The following is a 25335-nucleotide window of genomic DNA, read 5'->3' as shown; positions in this document are numbered from 1 at the left end:
GGGGCTAGCCCGACACTGCCGTGAAGCGGGCGGCTCAGCCACCGAGTCGGGCGGTCAGGCTGCGAGCGAGCTCGTCGGCCCATCTGCCGTAGCGGGCCTCGCCGGGGCGGCTGAGGCAGTACAGGAGGTTGCCCAGGCGGTCGAGAAGCTCGTAGGCCTCGCGGCGCTCCAGCAGCCGTTGCAGGTCGGCGGCACCCGTGTCCTGCGCAAGCCGCGAGCGCCGCGAGGACCGCGAGTACCGCGCGTACTCAGTGACGAAGGCGGTGACGTCGTCGGGCGTCATGGGCAGGTACCAGGGCCCGCCGGTCACCCGGCCCCCGATGAGGGCCAGGTCCTTGGCGGTGTCGCCGGGCCCGGACCACTCGAAGTCGATGAGTCGCGGCAGGCCGTCGGGGCCGAGGATGACATTGGGGGCGACGGCGTCGCCGTGGATGAGTCGGTGGGTGGGGACCGCCTCGAAGGCCGGGGCGAGGCGGTCGAGCTCGCGGCGCCAGGCGGGCAGGAGCTCGCGGACGCGGGGGTCGGTGAGGGTCTGCGGATGATGCTCTCCCCACCAGGTCGCCAGCTCCTCCCCCTGTTCGTCGGCGCTAGGCACGAAGGCGGCCGACGGCGCGGGGGCGGTGGCGGTGGCGAGAGCCTCGTGCAGGCGGGCGATCTGGTGGGCGAGGGCGGTGGCGAACCGCGGGTTCCAGTCGGCGGTGCACAGGGCCCGACCGGGGACGTGGGTGGTCACCATGTAGGGGGTGCCGAGCGGGTTGTCGCTGCCGGTCTCCAGGGCGACGGCGCTGGTTCCCAGCTCGGGTGGGACGCGTCTGAGGACCTCGAACTCGGCCTGCATGGAGCGAGGCAGGTCATGGGGCGGGCGTCGTGGAAGGCGCAGGACCCGGGCCTGCTCCCCGGAGCCGACTCGCCAGGCGGTGTAGCTCTCACCGGTCCCCAGCCGCTCGACCGGTCCGGTCGTCACGCCGCGCAGTTCGCCGGCGTCGACGGCGGCCCTGATGCGTGGGGCGATGTCGTCGTCGGTTCCAGTGGGAGGTGGAGTGTCCACTCCCCTGTCCACCGTCATCGGGTTCCATCCGCGAGGCCGAGGTCGACGATGGCCCGGGCGGCCTCGGTGACGGTGAGCCGGGCGGTGTCGAGGCGGAGGTCGGCCTCGGGCCAAGGGGCGTAATCGCGACGGGCGATCTCCTGCCACCCCGGCAGCTCGAGGCCCTCGATATCGCTGCCCCGCTGTTGGGCGCGGCGCCGGTGCTCGGCAGCATCGGAGCAGATGAGCTCGACGGAGAGAAACCGGGCGCCCGCGGCCGAGGCCGTCTCCTCCCACAGGCGGCGGGTGATGGGCAGCGGGTTGACACACTCGACCAGAACGTCCCCGCCCGAGGCCAGAACGTCCCGGGCCACAGCGGCGGCCACGTAGTATCCGGCGCCCGCGGGCATGCCGGGGAGCATCTCGCCAGTGTCCCGCAGGGCCTGCTCGATGGAGTCGATGCGCAACCAGGTCGGTGGTCGACTCCGCGGCCGCGCCTCGGCCCGCAGGCGCAGGACTTCCCGGCACACGGCGGTCTTGCCGACTGCCGGTAGTCCGCCGACGACGGTCAGTGGCACTGTCAGTACCCGGCCATCTGCTCGAGGCGGGCGATGCGCTTGTCCATGGGCGGGTGGGTGGCGAAGAGGTTGCGCAGGCTCCCGAAGGGGTTGGCGATCATCATGGAGGAGACCGGTTCGAGGCGTGGGTCCTGCCCCATGGGCACGCGTGAGATGCCCGCCTCGAGCTTGCTGAGCGCGCTGGCCAGGGCGAGCGGGTCCTGGGTGAGCTCGGCGCCGTCGTGGTCGGCGTCGTACTCGCGGGTCCGGGAGATGGCGAACTGGGTGATGGCGGCGGCCAGGGGCGCCAGGAGGGAGAGCAGCAGGACGGCGATGATGTTGCCGCCGTCCCGGTCGCGCCGGTTGCCGCCGCCGAACCACATGGCCATGGTGACCATGGAGGAGATGACGCCGGCGATGCCCGCGGCCACCGAGGAGGTGAGGATGTCGCGGTTGTAGACGTGGGAGAGCTCGTGGCCCAGGACGCCGCGCAGCTCGCGCTCGTTGAGGAGCTGGAGGATGCCCTGCGTGCAGCACACGGCGGCGTGCGAGGGGCTGCGGCCGGTGGCGAATGCGTTGGGGCTCATCGTGGGGGCCACGTAGAGGCGCGGCATGGGCTGGCCGGCAGCGGCGGAGAGCTCACGCACGATGGCGTACATCTGGGGCTGCTGGGCCTCGGTGACCTCGATGGCGCCCATGGAGCGCACGGCGATCTTGTCGGAGTTCCAGAAGCCGAGGGCGGTCTGCACCAGGCCGATGACCGGCGCGATCACCAGCCAGATGGCGGAGCCGGTCCCCCGGGCCAGCACGTAGCCGAGCAGGAGAAGCAGGCTCCACATGCCGCCCAGGAGGACGGCGGTCTTGAGACCGTTGTAGTGGTGAGTCCTTGTCATGGGTGGAGACTATGGGATGAACCTGTGTCTGACCTATGTCTGCTGGCGCGGGACCACTCGCGCGGTGATGCAGTCCAGGCAGCTCAGGGCATCGCGGAAGTCGTCGGGATCGAAGGTGGTTCCCGGCGCCTCACGCGCGAGGGTCCAGTACTCCCCCGTCGAGTCCTGGACCGCGTACCCGGTGTCGCGGAAGCCGGAGCGCTCGTAGAAGGAGAACCGACGGCGTCGCTGCTCGGCGTTGTCGGCCTCGGCGATGACGGGCTCGACGTCCAGGACGATGGTGCAGCCGGGGTGACGGCGCTCGAGCTCGGCCAGGAGGCGGGTGCCCACGCCACGGCCGCGTGCGGCGTCGTCGACGGCGAGGTAGAAGAGGAAGAGCAGGCGGGAGCCGGGGCGACGCACGGTCCAGGTCAGGGCGACAGGATCCGGGCGGGCCGCACGGGTCGATCCGGCGGGCTGGTCCCACCAGGCGACGAGGTCGACGCCGCGGCGCAGGCTGAGCACGTGGATGAGCGCCCAGGGAATGCGCTCATCCTCGGGGAAGGCACGCAGATAGAGGTCACGCGCCCAGCGGTTGGTTCCGCCGGCGAAGCGGATACGGCGGGTTCTCATCGGACTTCTTCCTCTCCGTGTCGGTGACGACGCCCGTCCGGCATCGGCCGCGGGGACCGGTGCCGGACGGGTGATGCGATGTCGGCTGGGCTTGAGCCGTAGACCGTGCTCGGCTCAGTCGGCCAGGCGGTGGGCGACGCGCTCGGGGACGCGACCCGTCTCGGGCTGGCCGATGAGGTCCTCGGGAACCTCGGTGGAGCGAGAGATCGCGGTCATGGCATCGCGGGAGACGACCTTGACGCGCTCGCGCGGCTTGGAGGCCCCTCCGGTGACGACGACCTCACCGTAGCCCTCACCGAGCTCGCGCTCATAGGCGTCCAGCAGCTCCCAGCCCTCCCAGTTGGTGAAGGGGATGCCGCGGGACTCCAGCAGGGCGATGATGGCGTCGTGACCGACCTGGGCCTCGTCGCTGGTCTCGGCGTGCAGCAGGCCGGCGTTGGCGTCGGCCACGAGGTTGGTGATGGTCTCCTGCGCGTCGGACTTGGTGGAGCCGATGAGGCCCACGGGGCCGCGACGGATCCAGCCGGTGGCGTACAGGCCGGTCAGAGGCTTGCCGTCCTCGCCGAGGACGCGGCCGCCCTCGTTGGGGACGACGTGCCGCTCGGCGTCGAAGGGCAGGCCCTCGATGGCGCTGGAGGCATATCCGACGGCGCGGTAGACGGCCTGGACGGGCCAGTCGCGGTACTCGCCGGTGCCGGTGACGTTGCCGTCGCCGGTCAGGCGGGTGCGCTCGGTGCGCAGGCCGACGACGTGGCCGTCGTCGTCGGTGAGGACCTCGTGGGGCGCCGAGAAGAGGTGGATGTGGATGCGGTGGGAGGCGGTGAGGTCCTCCGGCTCCTGCATCGCGTACCCCTCAAGGGCCTTGACGACCTGGCGCTGCTGGTTGGAGGAGGCCAGGGCCGCCTGCGAGCCCTCGTCGTACTCGAAGTCCTCCTCGTCGACGAGGACGTCGACGTCGGCCTGCTTGCCGAGCTCGCGCAGCTCCAGCGGGGTGAACTTCACCTGAGCCGGACCGCGGCGACCGAAGACATGCACGTCGGTGACCGGGGACTGCTGGAGCGTGGTGGCCACGTTCGCAGGGATCTCAGTGGTCATGAGGTCGTCGGCGTGCTTGGCCAGGACGCGGGCAATGTCCAGCGCGACATTGCCGACGCCGATGACGGCGACCTCCTTGGCACTCAGGTCCCAGGTACGCGGGTGGTCGGGGTGACCGTCGTACCACGAGACGAAGTCGGCGCCGCCGTAGCACTCGGGGGCGTCGACGCCGGGAATGTCGAGGGGGGCGTCGGTGTCGGCTCCAGTGGAGAAGATGATGGCGTCATAGTGCTCCTGGAGCTCGGCCACCGAGATGTCACGGCCGACCTCGACGTTGCCGATGAGCCGAATGTCCCCGCGCTGGAGGATCTTGTAGAGGGCCACGATGATCTGCTTGATGCGCGGGTGGTCGGGGGCGACGCCGTAGCGCACCAGCCCGTAGGGCGCAGGAAGCCGCTCGAACAGGTCGATACAGACCTCCATGCCCGACTTCGAGAGGATGTCCGAGGCGTAGATGCCTGCGGGGCCTGCTCCGATGACGGCGACATTGAGAGGACGTGCGTTCACTGTTCTTCGTTCCTGTTTCAGGGGACGTGGACGTAGCACCCGCGTTCCCGCTGCCGGGAGAACCGGTTGCTCCGGTCCGGGGCGACGGCGACGACGGGGTACCGCGCCACAGTCTATGGAGGAAGGCGGGGACTCCCCCAGGGCGCGGGCAACAACGCGGCTTTGAGCCGCGTCACGTCGGAGTGGAGGTGGGGGCGAGAGGTCGGTTCCGAAGGTGGGTGCGAGGAGGGCAGTTCGGAACGGTCCACTCGGGGAGGCGGGAGCGCGACGCGGGCACAGGAGGCGGGTGAGGGTTCGAGGCGCAAGTCCGGATTCGGTGTGCAGGTACGAGGACCGCCCCACCCCACCTCCGTGTACCTCCGATCATGAGGGGCAAGGCTCCTGGTTTTCGTTGCTGTGCCGGTGATTCTGAGTGCTGTTTCGCCGTGCGGGTGGCGGAGATTCGGGCTATACTGTACATATGTTCGAAGGCGGTGTGCTTCCTCGTGTCCCGGCCGGTGGTGCGGCCGAGGTGCTGGTCGCGCCCGCCGGGGACGCGTCGGCGGGGGCTGTGACCTGCACTGAGGACGTGGCGGGCCTGCTGGGGTCCTTGGCCGGCGGTGGAGCGCTGGCCGGTGTGGTCGAGGGGCTGCTGTCCCGGCTGCTGGTGGCCGCCCAGAACCCCAACGACGACGGCGATGGCGGTGGCGGCGGCGTCGGTGGTGAGAGCTCTGACGCTGAGAGCGCCGGCAGTGCTGATGGTGAGGGCTTGTTCGCAGGCGATTCGGACGCTGACGCGACGCTGGTGGCCGCTGCTGATGGACACAGGGTCGTGTCCGTGGAGGAGGTCGGTGCTACTGGGCTGCTTGGCCTGGGAGCACGGGGTCTGGGGGAGCTGGCCGCGGCCTGTCACCGGCTGGCGGCGTGGGCCGCGTGGGGCGAGGCCCTGGCGGCGGCGTGCCTGACCGCCTGTGGTGAGCTGTCGAGTCATCCGGATCAGTGGGGCCCAGACGGTGCGGTCTCACCGGTGGTGGGGTTTGAGGAGCGGCGGTTCAACACCACCTGCCTGCTGTCGGCCCGCCTGGGGCTGTCTCGAACTCAGGCCGGGCAGGTCGTGGACCACGGTAGCGCGCTGATGGACGTCGGTTTCGGGCCCACCGAGGCCATGGAGCGGTGCGGGGTGCTGGATGCAGCCAAGGCGTCCTTGGTGACTCGTCGCCTGGAGGGCGTGCCGGCCCCGGTGGCCCTGGCGGTTCAGGAGCGGGTGCTGCCTCAGGCACCTAGGCGCAGCGTGTCCCAGGTGGGACGCGACATTGAGCGGGCCCTGATGGAGGTCGACCCCGCCGGGCATGCTGAGCGGGTGCGGGTCAATGTCTCCCGGCGGTGCGTGTCACGCCCCAAACCCGCCGGCGAAGGAATCTCCCAGGTCCGGCTCGTACTGCCGACCATGGACGCCCTGCTGCTGGACGCGACCCTGGACGCGATCGCCGCCAGCGCCAGGGCCTGCGGTGAGCAGCGCACCCTGGCCCAGCTGAGAGCCGACGCGCTGGGCGCGATGGCCCTGTCCACACTACGCACCAGCCAGCAGACCGCCTACCACAGACCCACACAAGCCCCCGACAACGACACCAGTGGCGGCACTGGCGGTGGTGGCGGTCTCGGCAGCAGCACTGGAGACTTTGGCGGTGTGAGTGAGCTGGGTTCAGTGCCTGCCTCGTTCTCTCCTCCCAGGCGTCCTGCCTCCCTGGGTCGTCTGCTGCCTGACGGGGTGCCCCTGGAAGGCCTCCTGGGGGCCTTGAGCTCCCTGGTGGGGTCCGCCAGTCCGTGGTGGACTCCCTCAGGCACCGGCCACCTCCCCCTCCCAGAGGGCATCCACATCGATGTCCAGGTCACCGTCCCCCTGACCAGCCTGACCGACCCAGGTGGCCTGGCTCCGCCAGAAGACACCACCGACAGCGGTGACCCCGGAGGCGGTGAGTGCTTCAAGGAGCCCCGCAATCTGAAGTCCAGTGGAGCCCCTCCAGGTCAGATCGCCGCCATCACATCCGAGGCCTGCAACGATGCAGCGTCCCTGAACAGCAGAAGAGGTCTGTCCACCGCTGACGGGAGGAGTCTGCCCGAACCCACCCCGGCCACTCCCGCCTCCCAGCCCGCCGCCTCGCGCTCTGCTGCTCACGACTCCTCGCCCGCCGCGTCGTGCTCTGCTGCTCCCAACGCCCAGCCCGCCGTTCAGCCTGCTGTCTCGTTGTCCGCCGCGGCTACCGGGGTTGCTCAGGTGCGGGTTGGGGTGCGCAGCGTGGCGGTGCCGGCCCTGACTGCCTGGGCCCTGGCCGCCGGCGGGACCTGGAGGCGCCTGGTCACCGACCCAGCAAGCGGAGTCGTGATCGACGTGGGCCGCACCCGTTACCGTCCCCCGGCCGGCCTGGCCGACCTGGTGCGCGCCCGCGACCGGGCCTGTGTCTTCCCCACCTGCCAGACCCCCGCCGAGCGGTGCGACATCGACCACCTCACCGCCTGGAGCCAGGGCGGGACCACCAGCCTGGACAACCTCGTCACCTTGTGCGAGGCCCACCACCGCCTCAAGCACACCCCCGGATGGGCCCTCACCAAAGACAACACCAGCGGGGTCCTGTCCTGGTACACCCCCGACAAGACCGTCTACCAGCGCCACCCCAACGGCACCATCACCCGCCTGCCCCGCAAGACCGGCCCCCACCAGCACCACGTCCCCGGCGCCGTCGTACCAGCCGACCTGAGCAAGCAGATCAGCCACGACATCCTCAACCGCCTCAACCGGGCCCTTGACAGAGCACTCGACAACCAGGCCCACAACCACGCCCGTTTCGGCACCAACACCAACGGCAGGGCGCGGCTAGAGACCCGCGGCCCCCAACCCGGCCAGAAACCCGGAGACTACGAACCCACCCCTACCCCAAAGCCGCCCACACCCTCCAACTCGCACCCCTCATCGACCAAGCCCCACCCTTCTAAGTGACCGGGCCACTACGCGTTGATAATCGGGATGTCGGTGAGGCGGGCGACGACTCGACCTGGGCCTCTTGCTTCGCCTCCTGGTATATCGATGACGGCTGAATCGCCTCCGATGTCTGGCCAGACAACTGGAAGACGCAGCGGTTCACCGGGATGGACCGATCCTACGAGAGCTGTCATGGCCGCAGGCAACCGCCCCCAATCAGCGGACTCGAAATCGGCCTCCATGTATCGCGTGCCCCCGCTCAAAAGGGTGAGGCTGTACACCCCGCCCATTACCCAGTCCGCCAGGGTCTGCATAGTTGACGGCAGCGCGAACGACGACATCTGAAGGTCCATTTCTTGCTGCGAGCTCAGTTCTAACGAGCCGGTCAGATACCTCCCTATCCGAACCATGCGCTCCATGGTCATATGCAGTCTCTTGCCGTCCACGATCACGTCTACTCCCTCAGGCCCCTTACCTACGGGTCCTGCGGCTTTCGGCATGGCGGTCGACGACGGTGCCACGCTCGCGCTCGGCGGCGCGCTTGCCTCGGCGGGCTTTGAGGGCATCAGCGTGATCTCCACACGACGGTTAGCCTGCCGGTGCTCGTCCGAGTCATTCGGCACCCGCGGCGAGGACTCCCCCTTGCCCGAGACCGACTCCTTCCACGCAGACAAGTCCGTCAGCTTCTTGAGACGCTCCGACACCGCCTTGGCCCGCCGCTCCGACAGATCCTGGTTGTGTGCGTCATCAGCCACATCATCGGTATGGCCCGTGATCGTCAGATCCCCACCAGAGGGAAACTTCTTGATCTGCTCCACCACATTCGCCAACACACCGTCCGCCTGATCCGACAGCTGATCGGAGTCAGTCGCAAACGTGACATCCCCAGCCACCGTCACCGTCGTCGACTTCTCATCCTGCTTCGTATCCGATGCCCCATCAGCAGAAAGCGTATGGCTCTGCAGCCTGAACGGTCCAGGACCTTTCTTGACCAGCTCTGTCTTTGCCAGCACGTCGGCGACCGAGAATCCGGCATGAGCCTCATCTACCACCGGAACCCCGACTACCATTCCAAGATGCGGCAGAAGAACCTCCACGGCGTTAATCCCGCCACCCAAGGAGGCAAACACCGGAAACAGCTCAAGAGGCCTATCCTTCCTCACCTCCACAAGAAAATCGCTGCCCGCGACACTCAACTGAGGAAATACGAGTCCCTTACCTAGAGAGAACATTTTGATGTCCAGCAACGACAGCGGCGACCCCATCGTCCCAAACGCACTAGAGACGTAATAGTACCCGTCACCTGGATTAGACATCACAAGCCTGACCACCGTGTGATCATCAACCACGACGGCAGGACCGACCTCAACCGAAACAGCCTTCCCGTCCAACCCCGAATCCAACATCACCCCACCATGGGGGCCAGTCGCGGTGGCAGCAGCACGTGGGGACGCGACACCCGAGCTCTTCCCAGAGGTGGCGGAACCGCCCTTTTTCAGCACCCCGCACCCCGACAGGACGACCCCTGTACCAGCAGCAGCAACCGACAGCAACGTGCGACGAGACACCAACACAGAATTCACGATAGGCATACCCACAGCCTCCTCAAGCATTGACGACCGGGATATCCGTGAGGCGAGCGACGACTCGCTCTTTCGTATAAAGATATTCACCTGCCGGCATATCAATCGTGACACTGCTCCCACCGACATCCGGCCACACAACCGGGAGGGACTGGGATGCCTCAGGCTCAAGATCGTACACAAAGCCATTCGCTAAAGGATATCTACTTCCATCGGAATACGTATAGTCGGCCTCCAGATATCTCAACCCACCGCTGAGGATAGTTATACCACTCACACCAAAAACTCCGAGGCCACGCATATCCATCATATTTCCAGGCAAGGAGAAGGGAGCAACCGGCATGCTGACCTTCTCGCTGGAGGTGACCACCACTGTTCCAGCCAAGTAGCCACCGGCTCGAACCACATGGTCGATCACCATGCGCACGGTCTTACCGTCGATCTTCACATCGACACCCTCAGGTCCCTTGCCCACAGGACCGGTAGCCTTTGGCATCGCGGACGACGGTGCCGCGCTCGCGCTCGGTGCCGCGCTGGCTTCGGCGGGTTTTGATGGCGTCAGCGTGATCTCCACACGACGATTGATCTGTCGGTGCTCTTCAGTGTCATTTGGGACCCGCGGCGAGGACTCCCCCTTGCCCAAGACCGACTCCTTCCACGCAGACAAGTCCGTCAGCTTCTTGAGACGCTCCGACACCGCCTTGGCCCGCCGCTCCGACAGATCCTGGTTGTGTGCGTCACCGGCCACATCATCGGTATGGCCCGTGATCGTCAGTTCCCCTCCAGAGGGATACTTCTTGATCTGCTCCACCACAGTCGCCAGCACACTGTCAGCCTGAGCCGAGAGCTGATCGGAGTCAGTCGCAAACGTGACATCCCCAGCCACCGTCACCGTCGTCGACTTCTCATCTTGCTTCGTGTCCGAAGAATCGTCAGCTGCCAGGGACATCGTCTCGATCTTGAACGGCCCCGCCTCCGACTCGTCAAGCTTCGCCTTTGACAGCACATCATCCACCGAGAAATCAGCCTCGGTATCCTTCAAAACCGGAACGCCCGTAGCGACACCCACATAAGGAAGGAAAAGGTCCACGACGTCGACACCCTCGGGCGGCGCAAGAAATACTGGAAATACTTCCCGAGGCTTATTCTTTTCAACATCATCATATAAATGACGTGTTTCTTCATCCAGCTCACGATAGACCAGCCCCTTATCTAAAGAGAGCATCCTGATCGCAACCATTGTCCCCGGACGATACGTGGAGCCGAATGGCTGAAACAGGCTTACCTTGTCATCCGAGGTCGTTGTGAACACCAAGCGCACGACAGCGTACTTGTCGTTGACTGCGACGGGCCCCACCTCGACCGAGAGTGGGGCTCCTTGCCACTCCGCCTCCAGCATCACCCCACCATGGGGGCCAGTCGCGGTGGCAGCAGCACGCGGGGACGCAGCACCCGAGCTCTTCCCCGACGAAGCAGAACCACCCTTTTTCAGCGCCCCGCACCCCGACAGGACGGCCCCCGTACCAGCAGCAGCAACTGACAGCACCGTGCGACGAGACACCAACACAGAATTCACGACAGGCATACCCACAGCCTCCTCAAGCATTGAGGACCGGGATGTCGGTGAGGCGAGCGATAATCCTATGCGGCGCAATCGGATTGTTCCCGTCCGGCAAGTCAACAACGACTCTGTCCCCACCGGGGTCAGGCCATACAGCAGGCATACTCAGCACACCACCCGCAACGAGATCATAAACGAACTGGTTGGTCAACAAGCTGCCACGACCGTCCGAGAAGCTAAACCCAGCCTCCAGGTAACGCTTCCCTCCGTCGAGAATTGTCAGACTATAGGCTCCGAACCTAAACATATCATGTTGCAGAGCCACCCACCCCAGACTTTCAATACTTTCAGGCAAAACAAGACACGCAGCAGGCATCATGACATCCTGTTCCGCTTCAAGCCGGACGGTGCCAATCAAGAACTTGCCCACCCGAGTGACACTATCGATTGACATGCGCGCCACCTTATCTCGAATCGTTACATCGACCCCCTCAGGCCCCTTGCCCGCAGGACCGGCAGCCTTAGGCATCGAGGTTGCCGACGGTGCCGCACTCGCACTTGGTGACGCACTGGATTCGGCGGGTTTCGAGGGCGTCAGCGTGATCTCCACACGACGGTTAGCCTGTCGGTGCTCATCGGAGTCATTCGATACTCGCGGCGAGGACTCCCCCTTACCCGAGACCGACTCCTTCCACTTAGACAGTTCCGTCAGCCTCTTGAGCCGCTCCGACACCGCCTTGGCCCGCCGCTCCGACAGATCCTGGTTGTGCGCATCATCAGCCACATCATCGGTATGCCCCGTGATCGTCAGATCCCCACCAGAGGGATACTTCTTGATCTGCTCCACCACATTCGCCAACACACCGTCCGCCTGATCCGACAGCTGATCGGAGTCAGTCGCAAACGTGACATCCCCAGCCACCGTCACCGTCGTCGACTTCTCATCCTGCTTCATATCCGCCGAATCATCAGCAGCCAGCGACATCGTCTCGATCTTGAACGGCCCCGCCTCCGACTCATCGAGCTTCGCCTTTGACAGCACATCATCCACTGAGAAATCAGCCTCGGTATCCTTCAAAACCGGAACACCTGCAGCAATACCCACGTTAGGAAGGAGCAGCTCCACGACGCCAACACCCTCGGGCGGCGCATGAAATACTGGAAATACTTCCAAGGGTTTACCCTTTTCAACACCATCATATAAATGACGTGTTTCTTCGTCGAGTTCGCGATACACCAAGCCCTTATCCAAAGAGAGCATTCTGATCGCAAGCATCGTCCCCGAATGATCCACGAAGCCGAACGGCTGAGACAGGCTCACATTTTCATCCGAGGTCGTTGTGAACACCAAGCGCACGACAGCGTACTTGTCGTTGACTGCGGTGGGCCCCACCTCAACCAAGAGCGGAGCCCCTTTCCACTCCGCCTCCAGCATCACCCCACCATGCGGACCAGTCGCGGTGGCAACAGCGCGTGGGGACGCGGCACCCGAGCTCTTCCCAGAGGTGGCGGAACCGCCCTTCTTCAGCATCCCGCACCCCGATAGGACAGCCTCCGCACCAGCGAGGGCGGGCAGGGTCAGGACACCACGTCGGGTCAGTCGGGCGCAGGCGTCAGGAGACATCGGCGTGGAGGACGGCATGTCGGGAACCTTTCAACGCATTGGGAACACGTACTTGGCACCCTATTCGCCGCAATCCACTACCCACGATGGGGAACTACCCATCACTCCCCATTTGCTCCCCATGAACCCATGGGGAGTCATGGATAGTTGCGGAGCCTCATCAGTTCTCAGGCCTGCAGGTCAGGCGGCCCGGTCCACGAGGATGCGGGCGAAGTCCTCCATGGCCGCACGCACCTGCCTCACTCGCTCACCGGCGTCAGCCTCAGCCGCCATGGCGGCCTCGCCCTCAATGCCAGCCTGGGCCAGGCGCTGCCGGGTACCGTCAAGGACGGCCTCCTCCAGTCCCTCCAGGCCCTCCACTGCCTGAGCAGCCCAGTCCATGGCCATCTCGCGGGTACGGGCCAGGACGGGGTGCTCGCGCAGGCGAGCGACGACGTCGGACAGGAAGGCGTCATCGGACAGGTCGCCGCTGGACAGGCGCGAGAGGATGGCCTGGCCGGCGGCGTCGAGCTCGCCGGCCGCCAGGGCCTTGCGCAGGAGGAGGACCGGCATGGTGTCCACTCCCTCGCGCAGGTCAGTGCCGGGGGTCTTGCCGGTGGTGGCCGAGTCGCTCATGAGGTCGATGACGTCGTCGGCCAGCTGGAAGGCCACACCGATCCGCTCGCCGAACTCCTCCACGATCTGCTCGGTGTGCGTCCCGGCACCGGTGAGCATCGCCCCGTAGCGCGCGGACACTGCGATGAGGGAGCCGGTCTTATCCGCCAGAACCTGGATGTAATGGTCGACCGGATCGGTACCTGCCGGGCGTGGCAGGGTCTCGTGGAGCTGACCCATGCACAGGCGCTCGAAGGTCTTGGCGTGGGCCATGACGGCCTCCGGGCCGAGGGCCGCCATCAGCTGGGAGGCCCGGGCCACGAGGACGTCGCCGGTGAGGATGGCGGCGGAGTTGCCCCACACGGTCTGGGCGCTCGGAGCGCCGCGGCGCAGCGGGGCCTCGTCCATGACGTCGTCGTGATAGAGGGTGGCGATGTGGGTCAGCTCCACGGCCACCCCGGCGTCGCGGATCTCCTCACCGGTGGCCAGGGCCGGGTCGCCGAGCTGGGCGGTCAGCAGGGCCAGGACCGGACGCAGGCGCTTACCCCCGGCCTCGGCCAGGTGCGAGGTCGGCGGATTGATGGTCTCGTCGGCGCTGGTGACCACCTCCATGAGGCGGTCCTCAATGGTCTGGAGGGCGGGGATGATGCGCGACTCCAACTCGGGGGCGCTCAGCGGCAGTGATCCGATCACGGAAGGAGCATAGCCGTCTGGTCGAACAGGTCGAAGGCGGTCTGCGGCAAAATGCCCAACCCGATTGTGGCCATCACCGCAACGCTGACCGCCAGGATGATCGGGCCGCGGCTGCCCACGACCACGGAGCGCTCGCCGTCGGGCTCATGGAAGAACATGAGCACGATGAGCCTCATGTAGAAGAAGGCGGTCACGGCCGAGCAGACGACGGCGAGGATGACGAAGGGCGTCCCGTTGCCGCTCAGGCCGGTGGCGAAGAGCCGGAACTTGGCCATGAAGCCGGCCGTCAGGGGCACTCCGGCGAAGGACAGCAGGAAGACGGTCATGGCACCGGCCGCCCAGGGGCTGCGGCGTCCCAGGCCCTTGAAGGCATCCAAGTCGCCGTCCTCGCCGCCCACGGAGCCGTCGCGGTGGGAGCGCACCAGGGTGACGATGCCGAAGGCCCCCACGGTGGCGATCCCGTAGGTCAGGGCGTAGAAGCTGAGCGCGGAGATCGCCGCCTTGGAGTAGGCCCCGATCCCGATGAGCATGAAGCCGGCGTGGGCGATGGCCGAGTAGGCGAGCATGCGCTTGACGTCGCGCTGAACCACCCCGACGACGGTGCCCAGGAGCATGGTCAGTGCCGCCACGGCCCACAGGGCGGGGGCCAGGTCCCAGCCCATGGCGCCGGCGATCAGGTAGTAGAAGCGCACCAGGGCCAGGAAGGCGGCGGCCTTGACGCCGGCGGCCATGAACCCGGTGACCGGGGTGGGGGCACCCTGGTAGACGTCCGGGCTCCAGGCGTGGAAGGGCACGGCCGCCACCTTGAACAGCAGGCCGACGATCACCAGCATGAGGCCGGCCAGGATGAGCCAGTCCTGCCCCGCCGCGCTGCTCACGGCCTCGCCCAGGGTCTTGTAGTCGACGGCGCCGGCCACCCCGTAGAGCAGGGCCGAGCCCATGAGGAGGAAGGCGGAGGCGAAGGCCCCCAGCACGAAGTACTTCAGCGCCGCCTCCTGGCTGAGGAGCCGGCGGTGGCGGGCGGTGGCCGCCAGGATGTACAGCGGCAGGGAGATCATCTCCAGGATGACGAACAGCGTGATGAGGTCACTGCTGGCCCCGAAGAGCATCATGCCGCCCAGTGAGAACAGGGTCAGGGGGAAGATCTCGGTCGTGGTCCAGCCGGCCAGGATGGACTCGCTCTCCTCCGCACTGCCGGGCCGGTCGGCGGCCTGGGCCGCGAAGGCCCCATCACCGACCGAGGTGCGGTCGGCCATCACCAGGACGGCCAGCAGCCCGATGACCAGGAGGATGCCCTGGGCGGCGATGGAGAAGGGGTCCTCGGTCAGACCCGCGGACATGCGGGCGCCCGGCAGGAAACCCTTGGGGAGTTGGAACTGGGGCACGGCCGCGGCGGCGGCCCCGGCGGCCTTGACCTCGCCCCAGCGCAGGAACAGGGAGACCCCGGAGGCCAGGATGGCCAGGAAGCTCAGCGTGGACTGGATGGCCAGACGGGCAGGACGAGCGATGAAGGCCTCCACGAGGACACCCAGGACACCGGCGCCCAGGATGATGAGGACCGGCGTCAGGGCGTCCCAGTTGACGATCGGGGCAGTGGCTGAGGGGCTCACTTGGTGTTCCCTTCCGTAGCGGTGGAGGCGGCCGGAGCGTCAGTCCCGCCGGCATCGGGGCTGTCACCGGCGCCGCGGGCTGATGCCTCAGCCTGCGAGGAGCTGGTAACCGTGAGCGCGACCTGCCGGGCGACGTCGTCGAAGGCGGACGTCAAGACGCCCGGGGCCAGTCCGAGCGCGAGCATCGCGGCGATGATGGGGACGACGACGAGGCGCTCGCGCCCGTCGAGGTCGGGGCTGCCCACGCGCTCGGGGGCGGGCGCCCCGGTGAAGACCCGCTGGTAGGGCAGCAGCATGTAGACGGCGGCGATGACGACGCCGACGACGGCCGCCCCGCCCAAAGCCAGCGAGACCGAGAAGGTGCCGGTGAGCACCATCCACTCGGGCACGAACCCGCTCAGGCCCGGCAGGGCGATGGAGGCCAGCCCGCTGACCAGGAAGGTGCCGGCCACCAGCGGCATGACCCGGGCGATGCCGCCGAGCTCGCTGATGGCGACCGTCCCGGTGCGCCGGGCCATGAAGCCGGTAACCAGGTAGAGGCCAGCAATGGACAGCCCGTGGGCCACCATGTAGACCATGGCGCCGTTGGCGGCCACCTGGTTGCCGATGAAGATCCCCAGGACCATGAAGCCGAAGTGGCTCACGGAGGTGTAGGAGATGAGGCGGTAGAGGTTGTCCTGAGCGATGGCGGCCAGGCCCCCGTAGATGATGGAGACGACCGCCAGAACCAGGATCACCGGGGCGGCCCAGCGGGAGGCCTCCGGGAAGATCGGCAGGACCAGGGTAATCATCCCGAAGGTGCCGATCTTGTCCAGGATGCCGATGAGCAGCACCGAGGTGCCCGGGGTGGCCTGCTCGGCGGTGTCGGGCAGCCAGGTGTGGACCGGGACCAGCGGCGCCTTGATGGCGAAGGCGATGAAGAAGGTCAGGAAGATCCAGTGACCGGCGGAGGTGGACACGTGCAGGTTGGCCGCCACCGAGTCGATGAGGAAGCTGGGGACGCCGTTCTTGGCGGAGTGCAGGGAGACGGCGATGACGCCGATGAGCATGATGAGCCCGCCGGCCAGGGAGTACAGGAGGAACTTCAGGGCGGCGCGCTGGCGATTCTGCCCGCCGAAGCAGCCGATGAGGAAGTACACCGGGATGAGCATCGCCTCGAAGCACAGGTAGAACAGGAGCAGGTCCCGGGCCGAGAAGATGACGACGACGAAGAACTCCAGCGTCAGGACGAGCCCGGTGAACAGGCCCTGCCGGTCGGCGGGGACCTCACCCCAGGAGGCGAGCAGCACCAAGGGCGTGACGAAGGCGCCCAGCAGCACCATGGACAGGCCCAGGCCGTTGACGCCCAGGGCCCAGGAGGCGCCGATGGCGGGGATCCAGGAGTGGGTGTCGGTCAGCTGGACGGTGCTGGCTTGAGCCAGGTCGAAGGCGCTCAGCGCCCACAGCCCCAGGGCGAGGACCGCCAGGGAGAACACGAGGCCCACGGCGCGGGCGTGGAGCCGGCGCAGTGGCGGGACCAGCCACAGCAGGAGCGCCCCGGCCAGTGGCGTGACCGCCATGACGGTCAGGACGGGCAGCGATGCGGGAAGAGTCGGCATGTGTCGTGTCCTCTCAGAACCTGGCGGCCAGGACGGCGATGAGTACGAGGACCGTTCCGGCCAGCATGTAGCCGGCGTAGGAGCGCACGTACCCGGACTCGGTACGGCGGGTCAGGCGCCCCAGGGCGCCGGTGCCCGCGGCGGCACCCTCGATGGCGCCGTCGACGACGTAGCGCTCGACGGCGTCGGTGGCCAGGACCAGTCCCTGGCCGGTGCGCATGGCCAGGGCCTCGTTGATGGCGTCCTGGTACATGTCCTTGCGGGCGGCCTCCACCAGGGGGTTGGCCGGCTGCAGGACGACGGGCACCGGGCGGCGCACGTACATCCACCAGGCCACGAGAACCCCGACGACGACCAGGGCGAGGGTGGCGCCCATGATGACGGTGGCCGGCAGGACCGGCTCGCCGTGCTCGGCGTGACCGGTGACCGGCTCCAGCCAGGTGACGAACATGTTGTTGTAGGTCAGCAGCCCGCCCATGCCCGCGGAAAACACGGACAGGACGATCAGGGGCAGGGTCATGAGCCAGCCGGACTCGTGGGGGTGGACCTCGCCCTCCAGGTCGTCCTTGGTGGTCCAGCGCTGCTTGCCGTGGAAGATCATGAAGAACAGGCGGGACATGTAGAAGGCGGTCAGGCCCGCGCCCAGCAGGGCGATGGTCCCCAGGATCCAGGGCTTGGCGCCCTCGCCGACGAAGGCGGCCTCAATGAGGCGGTCCTTGGACCAGAAGCCGGAGAAGGGCGGCACCCCCAGGATGGCGAGCCAGCCGATGCCCATGGTGGCCCAGGTGATCGTCATGGCGCCACGCAGGCCGCCGAAGCGGCGCATGTTGACCTGGTCGCCCATGGCGTGCATGACCGAGCCGGCCCCCAGGAAGAGCTGGGCCTTGAAGAAGCCGTGGGTGAGCAGGTGGAAGATGGCGAAGGCGTAGCCGACCGGACCCAGGCCCGCTCCCAGCATCATGTAGCCGATCTGGCTCATGGTGGAGGCGGCCAGGACCTTCTTCATGTCGTCCTTGGCGCTTCCGATGACGGCCCCCAGCAGCAGGGTGATGGCGCCGATGACGGCCACGGCCGTCTGGGCGCTGGGGGCGCCCTCGAAGACGGCGGCGGAGCGGACCATGAGGTAGACGCCCGCGGTGACCATGGTGGCGGCGTGGATGAGGGCCGAGACCGGCGTGGGGCCGGCCATGGCGTCACCCAGCCAGGCCTGGAGGGGGAACTGGGCGGACTTACCACAGGCCGCCAGGAGCAGGAAGAAGCCGATGGCGGTGAGCCAGCCGGTGCTCACCGAGCCGTCGAGGGAGGCGGCGGAGATGGCGTCGAAGGAGACCGAGCCGACTTGGCCGACCATCGTCATCATGGCCAGCAGGAGGCCGACGTCGCCCACGCGGTTCATGATGAAGGCCTTCTTGGCGGCGGCAGCGTTCTCGCGGCTGGTGGCCTGCTCGCCCTGGGGGGCGTCGGCGTCGGCGGTGTTCCAGAAGCCGATGAGCAGGTAGGAGGCCAGGCCCACGCCCTCCCAGCCGACGAAGAGCACGATGTACGAGTCACCCAGGACCAGGGTGAGCATCGCGGCGATGAACAGGTTGAGGTAGGCGAAGAAGCGGCGCCGGTCGCGGTCGTGGGCCATGTAGGCCACCGAGTACAGGTGGATGAGGAAGCCGACGCAGGTGACCAGCGTGACGAAGGTCAGCGACAGCGGGTCCAGGCGCAGGCCGACGTCGACGCTCAGGTTCCCGGCGGAGAACCAGTGGTAGAGGGGCAGGCCGATGACGCGTTCCTCGACGGGCAGGCCCAGGACCTGCACGAGGATCCCCACGCCCAGGCAGGCGGCGGCGAAGGAGGCGGCCAGGCCCAGCCAGTGGCCCCAGGCGTTGGAGCGGCGGCCGGCCAGCAGCAGGAAGGCGGCGGAGGCCGCGGGGACGGCGATGAGCAGCCAGGCCCAGGAGGCCAGGCCGGTGGCCTCGGTCAGGGGCGTCACGACGGCGGTGACAGAAGCGGGAAGCATGTCGGTGGTCTCTCCCCTCAGTTCTTGAGCAGGTTCTCGTCGTCGACCGACGTGGACCTGCGGGTGCGGAAGATGGATACGACGATGCTCAGACCCACCACGACCTCGGCGGCGGCCACCACCATGACGAAGAAGGCGAAGACCTGACCGGTGAGGTTGCCGTGGATCCGGGAGAAGGTCACCAGGACGAGGTTGACGGAGTTGAGCATGAGCTCAACCCCCATGAGCTCGATGATGGCGTTGCGGCGCAGCAGCACAGTGAGCGCCCCCAGGGTGAACAGCACCCCGGCCAGGATGAGGTAGACGGTGATGGGGAGACTCACTTCTCCTCCTTCTGCTCCGGGGCGGCCGAGTCGGCTGCCCCGTCATCGCTGAGGACGGGCTGCTTGACGGCGGGGGCGGCGGCGCCCGGCATGGACGGCATCCCGGAGCGGCGGGCGTCCCGGGGGCCCCGGGTACTGTCGCCTGCGCCGGCCTGGTCGGCACCGGCCAGGCGGGAGACGATTGTGCCCGAGCGCTGGGCCAGTCCCATCTCCGGGGAGACGTCGGACAGCTCCAGGCCCTGGCCGCGGGCCCGCAGGACCCGGGGCACGGACTCCTCGACGGCCTCGCCCTGGGCGTCCAGGGCCGGGGCGGCGGCGGAGTTGGTGGAGGCGTAGACGCCGGGCATGGGCTTCTGGCCCGGGTGGGCGCCCTTGGCGGCGTAGTCCTGCATCTTGCCCGCGGCCACCGCCCGCTGACTGAGCCGGGCCCGGATGCGCTGGCGGTGGGTGAGGGTCAGGGCGCCGACGGCGGCCACGATGAGCAGGATGGCGGTCAGCTCCATGGTGACGACGTGGTCGTGATAGAGCGTGACGGCCAGCAGGTCGGGGGCGGCCTTGGCGCCGTCCTTGAGACCGGCCGGCTTCGGCAGGGTGGAGCGCCACACGACGGCGGTCAGGGCGCCGGCCAGCCCCAGTCCCAGGAGGATAAGGACCGGGCGCCTCATGACAGTACCGGCGGCACCCACCGGCTCGTCACCGCCCACCCCCACGAGCATGATGACGAACAGGACGAGGGTCATGACAGCGCCGGTGTAGACCACTACCTGGGTGATGCCCATGAAGGGCGACTCGTTGACGATGTAGAGGACGGCCAGCGAGATCATGATGCCGATCATGTTGATGGCGGCGTTCACGGCGCGCTTGGCGGTCAGGACGCCGATGCCGCAGGCCACGGTCACCAGGGCGACGACGCCGAAGACGATGGCCTCGCCCAGCCCCAGGTGACCGTCTTGAGTCAGGGCGGTCGGGGCGACGGCGGGGGCTCCGGTCATCAGCAGGGTGCTCATCGCAGGGCTCCCTTCACGGTGTGGCGACTGTCCCGGCCAGAGGCGGGGACGGCCTTGGCGCGGGCGGACTCCAGGCTGGGGTCCTCGGGACGGTGGCTCCGCACCCAGTCGATCTGGGCCTGGGTGGAGCCGATGACCTTCCCGCGGTAGTAGTCGCCGTCCTCGGTGCCCTCGACCATGGGGTGGGGCGCGGACACGGCACCCTCGGGCACGGGGGCCAGCAGGTCCTCCTTCTCATAGATGAGGCCCTCACGGCCGGGGCCGACGAGCTCATCGAAGTCGGTGGACATGGTCAGGGCCCGGGTGGGGCAGGCCTCGATGCACATGCCGCAGAAGATGCAGCGCAGGTAGTTGATCTGGTAGACGCGACCGTAGCGCTCGCCGGGCGAGTACTGGGCGCCGGGCTCGTTGGAGGCGGCCTCGACGTAGATCGCGTCGGCGGGGCAGGCCCAGGCGCACAGCTCGCAGCCGATGCACTTCTCCAGGCCGTCGTCGTAGCGGTTGAGCTGGTGGCGCCCGTGGTAGCGGGGCATCACCCGCGGCGGCTCGAAGGGGTACTGCTCGGTGACCACCGGGCGGAACATCGAGGAGATGGTGACCCCGTAGCCGGCCACGGGCGCGAAGGCGCGGGCCAGCGCGGAGGGAGCGTCACGCAGCCACTTATCGTGCTGCGAGCCCCGGGAACGGTGGGGGCGATCAGTCATCTTTTCCCTCCTGGGGTGCCTCAGCGGCCGTGTCTGTGTCCTTGCCGCCGGCCGGGTCGGCCTTGAGGTCAAGGGTGAAGGTGGGCAGGGCGGTGGCTGCGTCCTTACCGGCCGGGACTGTCGTGCCGGCTGTGTCAGCCGAGTCGGGGGACTCGGCAGAGGCGGCGGAATCCGCGGAACCGGCCGCGTCGTCGTCATCGACGTCGGTGTCCTCCAGGAGGCCGACGGCGGTGGCCGCCCCGGTCTCGGAGTCACCGGCCGCGCCGGTCGCCTGCGCCGCCAGGGCGGCGCGGCGGGCGCGCGGTGAGGGCGGCAGGGAGCTGCCCGGAGGCGGCGGGACCGGGAAGCCCTCGAGGAAGGCGACGTGGTCGTCCTCGGCGTCCAGGATCTCGACGTCCTCGTCGTCCGCATCCTCGTCGTCGTAGTCCTCATAGTCCTCGTAGAGCTCCTCCTCTTCCTCCTTGTCGGGGATGAGGAAGAGGATGAACATGATGACGCAGAACACGACGGCCATCGGCAGCAGCAGGGCCTGCACGGAGGCGCCCGAGAAGGTGCGGAAGGCGCGCACCACGGCCACCAGCACGAACCAGACCAGGGAGATCGGGATGAGGACCTTCCAGCCCAGTTTCATGAAGTGGTCGTAGCGGATGCGCACGAGGGTTCCGCGGGTCCAGATCATGAAGAACATGACGGCCCACACCTTGGCGACGAACCACAGCATCGGCCACCAGCCGGAGTTGGCGCCCTCCCAGAACAGGCTGAGGATCGCCGAGCGCCAGCCGCCCAGGAACAGGGTGACGCACACGGCCGAGACGTTGAACATGTTGATGTACTCGGCCAGGAAGTACCAGGCGAACTTCATCGAGGAGTACTCGACCATGTGGCCGGCGACGAGCTCGCCCTCGGCCTCGGGCAGGTCGAAGGGGAGGCGGTTGACCTCACCGACCATGGAGATGACGTAGATGATGAAGCTGGGCAGCATCGCCACGGCCCACCAGATGCGCTGCTGGGCGGTCACGATCCCGGAGGTGGACATGGTCCCCGAGGCCAGGAAGACCGTGAGGATGGACAGGCTCATGCTCAGCTCGTAGGAGATGACCTGAGCGGCGCTGCGCACGGCACCGAAGAGCGGGTAGGTGGAGTGCGTGGACCAGCCGCCCAGGATAATCCCGTAGACGCCGAAGGCGGTGATGGCCAGAATGTAGAGGACCGCCACCGGGAAGTCGGTCAGCTGCAGGGGCGTGGAGTGGCCGAAGATGCTCACCTGCGGCCCGAAGGGGATGACCGCGTAGACCATGAAGGCGCTGAAGGCGGCGATGAGCGGCGCCAGGAGGTAGATGACCTTCTCGGCCCCCTTGAGCCAGAAGTCCTCCTTCATGATGAGCTTGCCGGCGTCGGCGACCGCCTGGAGCAGGCCGAGGGGGCCGTTGACGTTGGGGCCCAGGCGGGTCTGCATGCGGGCCAGGCCGCGCCGCTCCACCCACAGCGCCATCATGACGCTGACGATGAGGAAGGCGACGATGAAGCCGGCCTTGATGAGGGTCAGCCACCAGGTCTCGGCGGAGAAGTCGGCGGTCACGCCCCCGTTGGGGAGGGCGTCGTCGGCAGCGGCCTGAGCCGCGTAGATCGGGTTCACCTCAGTACCTCCGCTGCATGGGTCACGGTGACCTGGGAGCCGTGCCCGGCGCCCAGGGTCTGGTGGACGGTGGAGCCCGCCGAGCACTCGGGCAGCCACACGGTGCCGTCGCTGACGCCTCCGACGACGGCCGGCAGGGTGATGGATCCGGCGGCGGTCGCCACGGTCACCTCCTGGCCGGCTGCCAGCGACAGGCGCTGGGCGAGGTCGGCGCCCACCCGGGCGACGGGGCGCAGGGCGGTGGCGGCTAGGAAGGGCTCACCGTCCTGGAGGCGCCCGGCGTCGAGCATGGGCTTGTGAGTGGTCAGTCGGGCCTCGACGCCGCCGTCGGCGGGGGCGGGGGCGGCGGCGCAGACCGCCGGCGCGGGCCCGAAGGCGACCGACGGGCGCTGCCCGCGCCACAGGCCCAGGTCGGCGAGCTGCTCGTGCAGGACGACCAGGTCGTCGACCTGCAGGTCGACTCCCATCTCGTCGGCGAGCATGCCCAGGACCTGGCGGTCGGTGCGCGAGCGCGAGACGTGGGCCTGGCCGAAGGGGCGCACGCGCCCCTCCCAGTTGACGAAGGTGCCGTTCTTCTCCACGGCCGGGGCCACGGGCAGGACGACGTCGGCGTGCTCACTGACCTCGCTGCGGCGCACCTCGAGCTGGACGGTGAAGCCGCTGGCGGCCAGGGCCGCGCGGGCCAGGCCCGGGTCGGGGAAGTCGCGCAGGTCGATGCCGCCGACAACCGCGCCGCCCAGGCTCCCCTCCAGGAGGGCCGAGAGGATCGCGGTGACGTCGCGGCCCGGTGTCGCGGGCAGAAGGTGCTCGGAGCCCAGGTTCCAGGCCTGCTCGACCTGGGCGCGGGCCTCGGGGTCGGCCACGGGGCGACCGCCGGGCAGGAGGCCGGGCAGCAGACCCGCCTCGATGCCGCCGCGCTCGCCGCTGCGGCGCGGCACCCAGGCCAGGTGGGCGCCGGTGGCGGTGGCCAGGGCGTCGGCGACGCTCAGCAGGCCGGGGACGCGGACGGCGCGCTCACCGATGAGGATGGTGGCGCCGTCGGCCCGCAGGGCCTCGACGAGCTCGGGGTGGGTCTGGCTGAGGTGGGCGACGACGCGGGCCTCCTCACCGGGCGGGGTGAGGACGGCCTGGGCGGAGAGCTTGCGGCTGCCGGCGCTCAGGCAGGTGGTCACGGTGGCCACCTTGACGCCGCCGGCGCGCACGCCCTTGCGCAGGCGCAGGAACAGGGAACCGCACTCGTCCTCGGGCTCCAGGCCCAGGAGCAGGACCTGTCCGGCCCGCTCCAGGTGGCGGTAGGTGACGGCGCCCAGCCCGGTGCCGGCCACGCGGGCGGCCAGGAAGGAGTCCTCCTCCTGGCTGTGGCTGCGCACGCGCTGGTCGATGTCGTTGGTGCCCAGGGCGGTGCGGGCGAAGCGGGACCAGGCCCAGGCGTCCTCCAGGGTGAGGCGGCCTCCGGGCAGGAGCCCCACTCCCCCGTCTGCGGCGGCACGGGCCAGCCCCTGGGCGGCCACATCCAGAGCATCGGACCAGGAGGTGGTGACGAGCTCGCCGGTCTCCTCGTCGCGCACGAGCGGCACGGTGAGGCGGTCGGGCTGGGAGGACCAGGTGAAGGCGAAGCGGTCCTTGTCGGTGATCCACTCCTCGTTGACCTCGGGGTCGTTGCCCGCGAGGTGACGCAGGACGACGCCGCGGCGCATGTCGACGCGGATGGCGGAGCCGGAGGCGTCGTGCTCGGTGACGGAGTCGGTGGAGACCAGGTCCATGGGGCGGGCCCGGAAGCGGTACTTCGCGGAGGTCAGGGCTCCCACGGGGCAGATTTGGATGATGTTGCCCGAGAAGTAGGAGGCGAAGGGGCGCCCGGAGGCGTCCAGGTCCTCGCGGCCGGCGCCGAGGTCGGGGCCGTAGTCGGTGCCGCCGGAGGCCCCGGGCTCGCCGCCTGGGCCGGTCAGGTCTCCCAGAGCGCTCAGGGAGGGCACGCCGCGGATCGTCTGGAGGTCGGCGTCAAGCCCCTCCTGGGGCGCCTCGGTGTGGAAGTCCAGGACGCGGGCGTCGAAGCGCCCGATCTGCTCGGAGTACAGGCCCCCGGCGTGCTCGGGCTCGCCGTCCATGTCGAAGGAGGGGTGCCCGCCGCCGCGGCCCTGGAGGGCGATGAAGGGGTCGCCGGGGATCTGGTCGGCGAAGCGCACGCAGCGCTGGCACAGGATGCAGCGGTCGCGGTCCAGCAGGATGTTGCTGGTCAGGCGCAGCGGCTTGGGGAAGGTGCGCTTGACGTCGGTGAAGCGGGTGGCGGACTGGGCGCCGGAGGCCATGAGCTCCAGGGCCTGGTTCTGCAGGGGGCACTCGCCGCCCTTGTCGCACACCGGGCAGTCCAGCGGGTGGTTGATGAGGAGGAACTCCATGGTGCCGGCCTGGGCCTTGGCGGCGACCTCGCTGGTGGCCTGGGTGGAGATCTCCATACCCTCCATGGCGGTCATGGCGCAGGAGGGCTGGGGCTTGGGCATGGGCCGCACGACGCCGTCGCGCCCCGGCATCGCCACCTCCACCAGGCACTGGCGGCAGTTGGCCGACGGTGCGAGCAGCGGGTGGTCGCAGAAGCGCGGGATGCGCACGCCGACCTGCTCGGCGGCACGGATGAGGAGGGTCCCCTTCTCGACCTCGACGGGCAGCCCGTCAATGGTCATGTGGACCATCTCGGGGGCCGGCGGCGCCGCGGGTGCGGAGCTCTTGGTGGTCGTCTCAGCAGTCAT

At 68.3% G+C, this 25335-nt stretch carries 17 protein-coding genes and 1 pseudogene; 1 reads left to right on the top strand and 17 read right to left on the bottom strand.

The window, feature by feature from the left end; genetic code table 11:
• Positions 1-34: 34 nt before the first annotated feature.
• The 5 genes from AXE84_RS07530 to AXE84_RS07510 form a co-directional block, all read right to left on the bottom strand.
• Positions 35-1066, bottom strand: a complete 1032-nt coding sequence (locus AXE84_RS07530; protein ID WP_060957436.1) for a phosphotransferase family protein — start codon at positions 1064-1066, stop codon at positions 35-37.
• Positions 1063-1605, bottom strand: coding sequence for an AAA family ATPase (locus AXE84_RS07525; protein WP_060957435.1), 543 nt, complete (start codon positions 1603-1605; stop codon positions 1063-1065). Before AXE84_RS07525 ends, AXE84_RS07530 begins: the two co-directional genes overlap by 4 nt.
• A gap of 2 nt (positions 1606-1607) precedes the next feature.
• Positions 1608-2477, bottom strand: coding sequence for a zinc metalloprotease HtpX (gene htpX / locus AXE84_RS07520; RefSeq protein WP_060957434.1), 870 nt, complete (start codon positions 2475-2477; stop codon positions 1608-1610).
• Positions 2478-2510: 33 nt separating this feature from the next.
• Positions 2511-3089 (bottom strand): GNAT family N-acetyltransferase, encoded by a 579-nt coding sequence (locus AXE84_RS07515; RefSeq protein WP_060957433.1) that lies wholly within the window; start codon positions 3087-3089, stop codon positions 2511-2513.
• Positions 3090-3203: 114 nt separating this feature from the next.
• Complete coding sequence (locus AXE84_RS07510; RefSeq protein WP_060957432.1) at positions 3204-4691, bottom strand: FAD-dependent oxidoreductase; 1488 nt, start codon at positions 4689-4691, stop codon at positions 3204-3206.
• 460 nt (positions 4692-5151) lie between these two features.
• On the opposite strand from AXE84_RS07510, the pseudogene AXE84_RS07505 reads away from it, so the two are divergent.
• A pseudogene (locus AXE84_RS07505) lies at positions 5152-7661 on the top strand (DUF222 domain-containing protein).
• Positions 7662-7673: 12 nt separating this feature from the next.
• On the opposite strand, the gene AXE84_RS07500 reads toward AXE84_RS07505, so the two are convergent.
• The 12 genes from AXE84_RS07500 to AXE84_RS07445 form a co-directional block, all read right to left on the bottom strand.
• Positions 7674-9239 carry an OmpA family protein gene (locus AXE84_RS07500; RefSeq protein WP_081093122.1) on the bottom strand — a complete coding sequence of 522 codons (1566 nt, stop codon included), beginning with the start codon at positions 9237-9239 and terminating at the stop codon, positions 7674-7676.
• 13 nt (positions 9240-9252) lie between these two features.
• Positions 9253-10815, bottom strand: a complete 1563-nt coding sequence (locus tag AXE84_RS13300) for an OmpA family protein (protein WP_060957430.1) — start codon at positions 10813-10815, stop codon at positions 9253-9255.
• A 13-nt stretch (positions 10816-10828) separates the two neighbouring features.
• On the bottom strand, positions 10829-12433 hold the full coding sequence (locus AXE84_RS07490; RefSeq protein WP_081093120.1) for an OmpA family protein: 1605 nt from the start codon (positions 12431-12433) through the stop codon (positions 10829-10831).
• A gap of 162 nt (positions 12434-12595) precedes the next feature.
• The gene (locus tag AXE84_RS07485) at positions 12596-13702 is read right to left on the bottom strand and encodes a polyprenyl synthetase family protein (RefSeq protein ID WP_060957428.1); all 1107 of its coding nucleotides are present in this window, start codon (positions 13700-13702) and stop codon (positions 12596-12598) included.
• A complete protein-coding gene (gene nuoN, locus AXE84_RS07480) occupies positions 13699-15312 on the bottom strand; it encodes an NADH-quinone oxidoreductase subunit NuoN (protein ID WP_009407422.1) in 1614 nt (537 codons plus the stop codon). Before nuoN ends, AXE84_RS07485 begins: the two co-directional genes overlap by 4 nt.
• Entirely contained in the window at positions 15309-16910 is a 1602-nt protein-coding gene (locus AXE84_RS07475; protein ID WP_060957427.1) for an NADH-quinone oxidoreductase subunit M, read from the bottom strand. The genes nuoN and AXE84_RS07475 overlap by 4 nt, the downstream gene beginning before the upstream one ends.
• 13 nt (positions 16911-16923) lie before the next feature.
• The gene (gene nuoL / locus AXE84_RS07470; RefSeq protein WP_060957426.1) at positions 16924-18918 is read right to left on the bottom strand and encodes an NADH-quinone oxidoreductase subunit L; all 1995 of its coding nucleotides are present in this window, start codon (positions 18916-18918) and stop codon (positions 16924-16926) included.
• A gap of 17 nt (positions 18919-18935) precedes the next feature.
• Positions 18936-19241: an NADH-quinone oxidoreductase subunit NuoK gene (gene nuoK / locus AXE84_RS07465; protein WP_003787144.1), complete on the bottom strand. Its 306-nt coding sequence runs from the start codon at positions 19239-19241 to the stop codon at positions 18936-18938.
• Positions 19238-20248 (bottom strand): NADH-quinone oxidoreductase subunit J, encoded by a 1011-nt coding sequence (locus tag AXE84_RS07460; protein ID WP_060957425.1) that lies wholly within the window; start codon positions 20246-20248, stop codon positions 19238-19240. Before AXE84_RS07460 ends, nuoK begins: the two co-directional genes overlap by 4 nt.
• Positions 20245-20952 carry an NADH-quinone oxidoreductase subunit NuoI gene (gene nuoI, locus AXE84_RS07455; protein WP_060957424.1) on the bottom strand — a complete coding sequence of 236 codons (708 nt, stop codon included), beginning with the start codon at positions 20950-20952 and terminating at the stop codon, positions 20245-20247. The genes AXE84_RS07460 and nuoI overlap by 4 nt, the downstream gene beginning before the upstream one ends.
• Complete coding sequence (gene nuoH, locus AXE84_RS07450) at positions 20945-22588, bottom strand: NADH-quinone oxidoreductase subunit NuoH (protein ID WP_060957423.1); 1644 nt, start codon at positions 22586-22588, stop codon at positions 20945-20947. Before nuoH ends, nuoI begins: the two co-directional genes overlap by 8 nt.
• Positions 22585-25335, bottom strand: a complete 2751-nt coding sequence (locus AXE84_RS07445; RefSeq protein WP_060957422.1) for an NADH-quinone oxidoreductase subunit G — start codon at positions 25333-25335, stop codon at positions 22585-22587. The genes nuoH and AXE84_RS07445 overlap by 4 nt, the downstream gene beginning before the upstream one ends.

This window comes from Actinomyces oris (assembly GCF_001553935.1).
GTDB lineage: Bacteria > Actinomycetota > Actinomycetes > Actinomycetales > Actinomycetaceae > Actinomyces > Actinomyces oris_A.
The sequence above is the reverse complement of the archived record's forward strand: the minus strand, read 5'-3'. Positions and strand labels throughout refer to the sequence as shown.